This window comes from Mesorhizobium sp. M2C.T.Ca.TU.002.02.1.1 (assembly GCF_003997225.1).
On sequence record NZ_RZTO01000300.1, the window covers coordinates 1 to 6611 of the forward strand.

6 protein-coding genes are annotated in these 6611 nt (G+C 61.5%); all 6 read right to left on the minus strand.

Going from position 1 to position 6611, the window contains the following annotated elements; genetic code table 11:
• Positions 1 to 181: 181 nt before the first annotated feature.
• Positions 182 to 931: a 3-oxoacyl-ACP reductase FabG gene (fabG, locus tag EOD07_RS17190; protein ID WP_127236317.1), complete on the minus strand. Its 750-nt coding sequence runs from the start codon at positions 929 to 931 to the stop codon at positions 182 to 184.
• A gap of 32 nt (positions 932 to 963) precedes the next feature.
• Positions 964 to 2019, minus strand: coding sequence for an ABC transporter ATP-binding protein (locus tag EOD07_RS17195; RefSeq protein ID WP_206519485.1), 1056 nt, complete (start codon positions 2017 to 2019; stop codon positions 964 to 966).
• A complete protein-coding gene (locus EOD07_RS17200; RefSeq protein ID WP_164772302.1) occupies positions 2016 to 3038 on the minus strand; it encodes an ABC transporter ATP-binding protein in 1023 nt (340 codons plus the stop codon). Before EOD07_RS17200 ends, EOD07_RS17195 begins: the two co-directional genes overlap by 4 nt.
• A gap of 11 nt (positions 3039 to 3049) precedes the next feature.
• A complete protein-coding gene (locus EOD07_RS17205; protein ID WP_127236320.1) occupies positions 3050 to 4060 on the minus strand; it encodes an ABC transporter permease in 1011 nt (336 codons plus the stop codon).
• Complete coding sequence (locus tag EOD07_RS17210) at positions 4060 to 4989, minus strand: ABC transporter permease (RefSeq protein ID WP_127236321.1); 930 nt, start codon at positions 4987 to 4989, stop codon at positions 4060 to 4062. Before EOD07_RS17210 ends, EOD07_RS17205 begins: the two co-directional genes overlap by 1 nt.
• Before the next feature lie 64 nt (positions 4990 to 5053).
• Positions 5054 to 6611: ABC transporter substrate-binding protein (locus tag EOD07_RS17215; protein WP_164772304.1), on the minus strand; the 1558-nt coding region annotated here is incomplete at its 5' end.

A 6611-nucleotide genomic window follows, 5' to 3' on the forward strand; every position in this document is an offset into this window, starting at 1 on the left:
TGCCTGAGCCACGCCACCACCGGTTTCCCGGCGCTCGCGCGGCAATTCGGCAAACTGCGCCGCCGCCTTCTCGTCTTCCCTGAGATCGGATCTCGACATGGCTTCCCCTAGCTCGAACAAAGTCGCTGCTATGTAGCTAGAACAAGAAACATCGACAGGAAACCATTCGGCCCGACATTCGTCACAGCATAACGTCGCCACCGTTGGGATTCATGGTGGCTCCGACGTAGTATGCGCCCTCCTCCGATGCCAAAAGCACGGCCGTCGGCGCGATCTCGTCCACGTGGCCGGCGCGGCCGATCGGCAGTTCGTTGAGCTTGCGCCTCTTCCATTCCTCCGGCAACGCCTTGAACAGCTCAGTTTCGATAGGACCGGGGCAGATGGCGTTCACCGTGACGCCGTCGCGGGCGACTTCATATGCAAGCGAGCGTGTAAAGCCGATGACGCCGGCCTTTGCGGCAGCATAATGCGCCATTTCGGGCGCGCCCTTGTGACCGAGTTGCGAGGCGATATTGATGATGCGCCCGAATTTACGGGCAATCATCGGCTTCAGCACCGCACGCGTGCAGAGGAAGACACTGCGCAGGTTCACAGCCATCATCTGGTCCCACATGGCCGTGCCCATTTCGGCCACGACCGAGGTCGTGTCGATGCCGGCATTGTTCACCAGTATGTCGATCCGGCCGAGTGCGCCCTCCACCTTCTTGACGGCAGCCTCGACCTGAGCTTCGTCGCTGACGTCGGCTGCGATGGCAAACGTCTTCACGCCGAACTTTGCAAGCTCGGCGGCACGGGCCTCGGCAGCCTCGATCTTCAGATCGAGAACAGCCACATCCGCGCCCTCACGTGCGAAGGCCGTGGCAATCGCGCCGCCGATGCCGCGTGCACCGCCGGTCACCAGTGCTTTCTTTCCTGCGAGACGTCCTGACATGCTTGTTTCCTAATCCTACGGTTGGCTTGAGACTATTGAGACGGTGCCGCTGGGGCGTTGGCCTTCGCTCTGCCGAGGATGCGCTCGGCTTCATTCATGAAGACGTTGAAGGTGTCGGAAGCTGGCACTGATGCCGCCACGTCATCATGGCGAAAGCAATGTACCGTGTGCCGTTCGCCGACCGTTTCGGCGGGCGGCATCTGGTGGCGACACCTGTCTATGACGAAGGGACAGCGCGAAGCGAGGAAGCAGCCTTTAGGCAGATCGATCGGACTCGGAATTTCGCCCTTGAGGGTCACGCTGCTTTCAATCTTGAGGTGCGGATGCGGCAGCATGACCGATGATAGCAGACCGCTGGAATAGGGGTGTTGCGGGCGGTTGAACACCGTTTCGGCGCTGCCCTGCTCCACGATCATGCCAAGATACATCACCGCGACGCGATGGCTGATGAACCGCACCGTGGAGAGATCGTGCGAGATGAATAGATACGCGGTGTTCCGCTCGCGCTGGATGCGCTGCAGCAAATCAATGATCTCGGCACGCGCCGTGGGATCGAGCGCCGAAGTGGGTTCGTCGAGGATGACCAACTCCGGCTCGGTGACCATGGCCCGCGCAACGCCAACCCGCTGTTGCTGGCCCGACGACAGCTCCGAGGGGTAGGCGTCAAGCAGGTCGGGGTGCAGCCGCACCAGCCTCAGCGCATCGGCTGTACGGCGGCGTCTGGTCTCCCGATCGAATTTGAGCGGCAAAAGCGGTTCGCTGATCGTATCGCCGATCTTCATGCGCGGATCAAGGGATTCGTTCGGCTCCTGGAAAACGAATTGGATCTTGCCACCCAGCTTGCTCTTGTGCTGCCGGCGCTGCGCGAGATCCATGTCGCGAAACCGAATGGTCCCGGCGGTGGGTTCGACCAGGCCGACAATGCAGCGGCCGACGGTTGTCTTGCCCGAGCCGCTCTCGCCCACCAGGCCCAGCGTCTCACCCGGCTTGATGGCCAGGCTGACACCGTTGATCGCCTGGACCACCTGCTTCGAGCCGGCGATGGGAAAACGCTTGTAGAGACTGTCGATGGTCAGAACCGCGCTCATGCGTGCCTCACAGGGAAATGGCAGCGAGCGAAATGACCCGGCCCGATCTCGGCGAAGGGAGGCCGATGTGTATGGCAAACCGCCTGAGCGATTGGGCAACGATCGGCGTACTGGCATCCGGCGGTCAATTCACGCCGCCTGTCGGTGTCCGGCACGCTCCAGCTTTCCCTGAGCTTCGGGCTATGGGAAAACGCTGCAAGCAGCATCAGCGTGTAGGGATGGGCCGGCTCGAGGAACAGTGCTTCGCGCGGGGCAAGCTCGACGAGCTCGCCGGAAAACAGCACCGCTATGCGATTGCAGAAATGCGCGGTGATGCCGACGTCGCGGGTGATGAACAGCATAGCGCTGCCATGGTCGGTAGCCAGCTTTGCGAGCAGGGCCAGGATCTGCGCTTGAACCGTAACATCGAGGCCGCTGGTGGCATCGTCGGAAATGACGAAGGCCGGGTTGCAGATCAGCGCCATGGCGATCACGACGCGCTGCGCCATGCCGCCGGAGAGTTCGTGCGGATAGGCGTCCATACGCCGTTCGGGGTCGGGTATCTGGACGTCCCGCAGAATCTGCAGCGCCATTCGGCGCGCTTCCTTGCGGCTTACATTGAGGTGTATCTTCGCCATTGAGGCGATCTGATCTCCGACCTTGAGCAGCGGATTGAGCTCGGCGCGGGGATTGGGCACCACCACCGAAAGGCGACGGCCGCGCACACGCCTGAGCTCGGCTTCGGACAGGCTGAGGATCTGACGCCCCTCGAAATGGATCTCGCCTCCGGCGATGCGGCCGGGGGAAGGAGGCAGGCCAAGGATCGAACGGGCGAGCGTCGTCTTGCCTGCGCCGCTCTCGCCGACCAAGCCCACGATTTCACCCGGCTGCACGGCAAGGCTGATGCCCTTCAATACGGCCTTCGGCTCGGCACCACCCGATGGGAATGTGACGCGCAGGTTTCTGATATCGATCAAAGGCGCCTTGTCGGCATCGCCGGCGGCGTTTTGCGTCTTGCTTATGACTTCCGCTTCACCCAACGACATTCTCACTAGTTGCTGATACGCGGGTCGAGCAGGAAGTAAATGAGATCGACCACGATATAGACGATAAGGGAGAAGACGGCGGAGAACAGTACAAAACCCAGAACCGGATAGATGTCCGAGTTAAGCACGCCCTGCACCGCGTACTGCCCTGCACCGCCCCATGAAAACACGATCTCGACGAGCACGGCGCCGCCAATCAGAAAGCCGTAGAGCACGCTGATGATGGTCACGATGGACGGCAGCGCATTGCGCAAGGCATGGCGCGCGACAAGGTTCTGCGGCACTCCGCAAAGCACCTCGTAGCGGCTGAAATCGGATTCCAGCATTTTCTCCATCGTTGCCTGGGTCATCTTCAGTATGGGACCGGCGTTGAGCAGTCCCAGCGTCAGGACCGGCAGGGCAAGGTGCGAGCAGGCGGACGAGAATGCCTCGAGGTCGCCGGCCAGCAGCGCATCGATCGTCAGCGCGCCCGTCACCGGAACGGGCGGAATGACGATCATATCGATGCGTCCAAGCGGCGCCGGTGCCCAACCGAGCACGGTATAGAAGATGAAGATCAGGACCAGCGCGAACCAGAAGTCCGGCAGAGCGCCGGCGCTGAGGCCGTAGAGATCGGAAACACGCGCAACCAAGCCGTCCGGCTTGCGCGCCGCATAGACACCGAGCGTCACGCCCACAATGACGGCGAGAAGCAGGGAGAAGGTCACGAGCTCGAGCGTAGCAGGAAAGCGCTGAAGCAGATCTTCGAGCACTGGCCGCGTGGTTTGCCAGGAGGTGCCCAGGTCGCCATGCAGCAGATTGCGCACATAAATCAGAAACTGCATGTACAGCGGCTGATCGAGGCCCAATTGCTGTCGCAGTGCGGCGATGGCCGATGGCGTCGCCGTGGGGCCGAGCATCAGCACCGCCGGATCTCCCGGAATGCTCTTCACCAGCAGGAATGAGACGAGCACGATGCCCAGGAGTTGCGGAATGACGAAGACAAGGCGTTGGCCAAGATAGGAGAGGATACGCATCAGCCTTCCCCCGCCGGAACATCCGCCGCGGTGGGGCCGATGCGTTCACGCGCCTCGCTTAGAAGCTGCCTGCGCTTCGACGGATCGGCTAGGACCTCGATTGAGGCACCGACCAGGGAAAAGCCGAAAACCGTGATTGCGAGCATCGCGCCGGGGAACATCGAAGGCCACCATTGGCCGGTGACGACGTTCTGGAAGCCCATTGCGATCATGCTGCCCCATTCGGGCGTTGGCGCACGCACTCCCGCACCGACGAAGGACAGGGCCGATGTCAGCAGGATGCCCCATCCGATATTGACCGAAAGCTGCGCCAGCACAGGCGCCATCGCGTTCGGAATGACATGGCGCACGATGGTCTGCAGATCGGACAGGCCATTGACTTGCGAGGCCTCGACGTAACGCATGGAGCGGATGCTGAGCACCTGCGAACGCATCAGGCGCAGATAAATCGGTGCGTTGACGAACGCGATTGCCAGCACCACCGTCTGGATGCTCTGACCGAGGCTGGCCACCAGCGCGATGGCGAAAACGAAAACGGGGAAGGCCTGCAGCACATCGGCCGCCCGCATGATTGCAAAAGACAACCACACGCGTATGCCACGTCCGCTGCTGTAGAAGCCGACGACCGCACCGATCGAGCTGCCGACCAGCGCCGACAGGAGCGTTCCCAGAATGGCGATCGTCAGGTCGATGCGCGGTGCGTAGATGGAGCGGCTGAAGATGTCCATACCGACATTGTCGGTGCCAAAAAGATGGGCCGCGCTCGGCGGCTGGAGAAAGCTCACGGAGTCCGCCTCGGTCGGCGAATAGGGAGCGATGACCGGCGCAAGGATAGCCAGCAGCACGCTCGCGACGACGATCAGATACCCGATCGCAAATCTTGGCCGGATGACCGCCAGCCTTATGAGAAGGCCAAGCTTCGAAGACATCTACGCTCTTTCCAATGGTCGAACGCGCCCCCGGAGGCCGGACAGGCCTCCGGGGAAGCCGTCATCAGCCCCGGGTAAAATCCTGGAACCGCAGATTGTTGGACGTATAGTAGGTGAAGCCCTTGAGGCCCGCCTTCCGCGCCAGCGTGTATTTTGGATAGGCGATGAAGCCCCAAGGCGCTTCGTCCATCAAGGTCTTCTGAACCTCGGTGTATTTCTCCTTGCGAACATTGTCGTCCAGCGTCGCAAGACCGTCCTTGATCATCTGGTCGACGGTCTTGTTGTCGTAGTTGGAGTAATTCACATAGCTTTCCGAGTTGAAGTAGAGATAGGTCGAGTAGCCCGGGTCCGGCGTCCACGGCGAGTCGAGGTAGAAGATCATCGGCTTGGCGCGCTTGGTGACGTTCTCGTAGAACACGCCGGCCGGCAGCTTCTCCAGGGTCAGCTCGATGCCGATCTGCTTCAGTGCGGTCTGAATCAGCAGCGCGATCGGCTCCTGCGTGGGATCGCCCGCGTTGTAGGACAGGCTGGTCGCGAGGTTCTTGGCGCCGGCCTTGTCCAGAAGCGCTTTGGCCTTGGCGAGATCGTAGGCGTAGCTGAAGAAGCTCTCGTCCGCCATCGGGTAGATGTACGGCATGGGCGCTTTCTGCTCGTCGGCGTAGCCGTAGTAGATGGTGCGGATGATCTCATCGCGCGGGATAGCGAGATTGATCGCGCGGCGCACATCGACATTGTCGAACGGCGCAATCTTGGCGTTGAGTTCCAGCCAGATCATATAGGAAGCATTCACCGCATCCACGGCCGCGTTCGGCTGCTTCTTCAGCGCCTCGAGCTCGCGCGGCTGCAGGAATTGCGCGATGTCGACCGCGCCGCCCTGCAGCAGCGAGAAGCGGCTGGACGATTGTGGCACCTCGCGCATGATGACGCGCTTCATGAAGGGCTTCTCATCCCAATAATCGTCACGCGCCTCGAACACGGCCTGCTGGCCGCGCACGAGCTGGGCAAGGCGATACGGACCGAAGCCCGCGCTGTCATTCTTGAGGAAGTTGACCGCCCAAGGATCGTCCTTGCCGCCGACCTCCGCGCACTTGGTCGCGTCATAGATCGGGTTGGCCAAATTGCACTGCTGCTTCAACAGAAGCGGGTTCGGCTGATCCAGGTTGAAGGAAATGGCGTAGTCGCCCTCGACCTTGATCTGGTCTGGCGTCTTCAGACCCAGCACCGCGGTCTGGAAGAGGCCCTGCCCTTTCAGATTGAACTTGCGGTCCCACGTCCACTTCACGTCCTTCGACGTGAACTTGTTGCCCCAGTTGGAGACGACTCCCTCACGCAGCTTGAATGTTGCCTTGCGACCATCGGGCGCCACCTCCCAGCTCTCCGCCAGACGACCACGCAAGGCGAGATTGTTCGGCTTGTCGGTATGGACGCCCGTGTCTTCGCGCAGAACGCCCGGTGCGTTCGGGTCTTCCATCTTCTCGTAGCCGAGCATGTATTCGTAGAGCGCGCCGAGCGAATCGATGGAGCCCAAGCTGACGTCGAACTCGATATCAAGCCCCTGGGGCGTTGCGGGTGCCGCGATGACCAAGGTGCTGTTGGCGTCCTGAGCAAGCGCCTCTCCGAAG